The sequence below is a fragment of the Sellimonas catena genome, from assembly GCF_027924685.1.
Classification (GTDB): domain Bacteria; phylum Bacillota; class Clostridia; order Lachnospirales; family Lachnospiraceae; genus Sellimonas; species Sellimonas catena.
Genome location: NZ_BSBO01000095.1, coordinates 1 through 1305 on the forward strand (window position 1 = coordinate 1; position 1305 = coordinate 1305).

1 protein-coding gene is annotated in these 1305 nt (G+C 50.7%); it reads left to right on the forward strand.

The features are described 5' to 3' along the window. Positions 1–74: 74 nt before the first annotated feature. The gene (locus tag Selli1_RS18185) at positions 75–1232 is read left to right on the forward strand and encodes an IS91 family transposase (RefSeq protein WP_178278847.1); all 1158 of its coding nucleotides are present in this window, start codon (positions 75–77) and stop codon (positions 1230–1232) included. Positions 1233–1305 lie beyond the last annotated feature (73 nt).

A 1305-nucleotide genomic window follows, 5' to 3' on the forward strand; every position in this document is an offset into this window, starting at 1 on the left:
GATCTATATCCATCTTGCTTCCTTCCAGGACAGGCATGTCTCCTCTCCTTTTGACTGGACGGGAGGTGATTCCGTTGAGTAACCTTCCGATTCAAAAAGTCTGGCTGGATTCCTATGACGATTACTGTCTCTCCCAACAGGTTCAGTCTCCGGAACAGCGGAAAGCCTCCCGTGCAATCCTTGCCTGCAAGTCCGGCGGGCTTGGTGTCAATGTCAGCAGGTGTTCTGAGTGCGGTCATATGGAGTTCCATAATAATTCCTGCCGCAGCCGCAGCTGTCCAAACTGTCAGGGTGTATTCAAAGAACTCTGGGTCGATCAGCGCAGGGCGGAAGTCATCGATTCCCCTTACTTCCATGTGGTGTTTACGCTTCCTCATGAGCTCAATCCCCTGATCTACTGCAACCAGAGACTCCTTTACGGTCTGCTCCATCAGTGCTGTGCCCAAACCCTTCTGGAACTCTCTGCTGACCGGCACTATCTCGGGGCTAAGCCTGGAATCATCCAGGTGCTCCACACCTGGAATCAAGAACTAGACTACCATGTCCACATGCATTGTATTATCTCCGGCGGCGGACTGACCCCTGACCGGAAAATCCGGAAGGCTTCCTCTGCCTTTTTTATTCCGGTCTATGTCCTTCGGGATAAATTCAAAGGAAAATATCTCGCCCTCCTGGATTCCCTCTACCAGCAGGAAAAGCTTGTTTTCTCTTCTTCCTGTCATTCCCTGCAGGATCCCCGGGAATGGAAGCGTTTCAAAAACAGCTTGTATAACAAAGACTGGTGCCCTTATATCAAAGAGACGTTTAACGGGTTTGGCAATGCCATCGAATATCTTGGGCGTTACACGCACCGGATTGCCATTTCGAACAACCGCATCCTTTCTGTTTCGGAAACCGAAGTGACTTTCTCAGCACGGGGAAAAAAACCGGGAGAGCCCAAACGGCAGATCACTCTCAGCCACAAAGAGTTTATCCGCCGTTTCCTCATGCATGTGCTCCCTTCCGGTTTTCAAAAGATCCGTTATTATGGATTTCTGAACAACCGGATGAAATCCAGAAACCTCAAACTGATCTTTCGGATTCAGGGGAGGCAGAGGTTTCGCCAGCGCTATGCCGGGATGTCCATGGCGGAACTGCTGAAAGCAGTCTGGAACATCGACCTGTCAATCTGTCCGGAATGCGGCTGCGCTTCCATGCAGCAGCTGGGGAGGAGTTATGCTCCTTCCCCATAAACGAACGTTCTTTTCATATCGCTTTTTAGGCCTCCCACTGGAAGGTCTGCGAAACATGCCCGGAAATCCGATT